This window comes from Synechococcus sp. MU1611, from assembly GCF_020514255.1.
In the GTDB taxonomy this organism is placed as follows: domain Bacteria; phylum Cyanobacteriota; class Cyanobacteriia; order PCC-6307; family Cyanobiaceae; genus Parasynechococcus.
Genome location: NZ_VTLC01000012.1, coordinates 1 through 589, shown reverse-complemented (window position 1 = coordinate 589; position 589 = coordinate 1). Strand labels below are relative to the sequence as shown.

Sequence of the window (589 nt, the reverse complement as noted above, 5' to 3'; positions counted from 1 at the left end):
GCTCCCTGATCTACGGCAACAACATCATCTCCGGTGCTGTTGTTCCTTCTTCAAACGCCATCGGCCTGCACTTCTACCCCATCTGGGAAGCTGCTTCCCTCGATGAGTGGCTGTACAACGGCGGCCCCTTCCAGCTGGTTGTTTTCCACTTCCTCATCGGCATCTACGCCTACATGGGTCGTGAGTGGGAACTCTCCTACCGCCTGGGCATGCGCCCCTGGATCTGCGTCGCTTACAGCGCACCTGTCGCTGCAGCCTCTGCTGTCTTCCTGGTTTACCCCTTCGGTCAGGGTTCTTTCTCTGACGCAATGCCCCTGGGCATCTCTGGCACCTTCAACTACATGTTGGTGTTCCAGGCCGAGCACAACATCCTGATGCACCCCTTCCACATGTTGGGCGTCGCAGGTGTCTTCGGCGGCAGCTTGTTCTCCGCCATGCACGGCTCCCTGGTGACCTCCTCCCTGGTGCGTGAAACCACCGAGAGCGAGTCCCAGAACTACGGCTACAAGTTTGGCCAAGAGGAAGAGACCTACAACATCGTGGCTGCCCACGGTTACTTCGGTCGCCTGATCTTCCAATACGCCTCCTT

1 pseudogene is annotated in these 589 nt (G+C 58.2%); it reads left to right on the top strand.

The annotated features are described in order from the left end of the window. A pseudogene (locus tag FZZ92_RS13080) lies at positions 1–589 on the top strand (photosystem II q(b) protein); the annotation flags it as partial.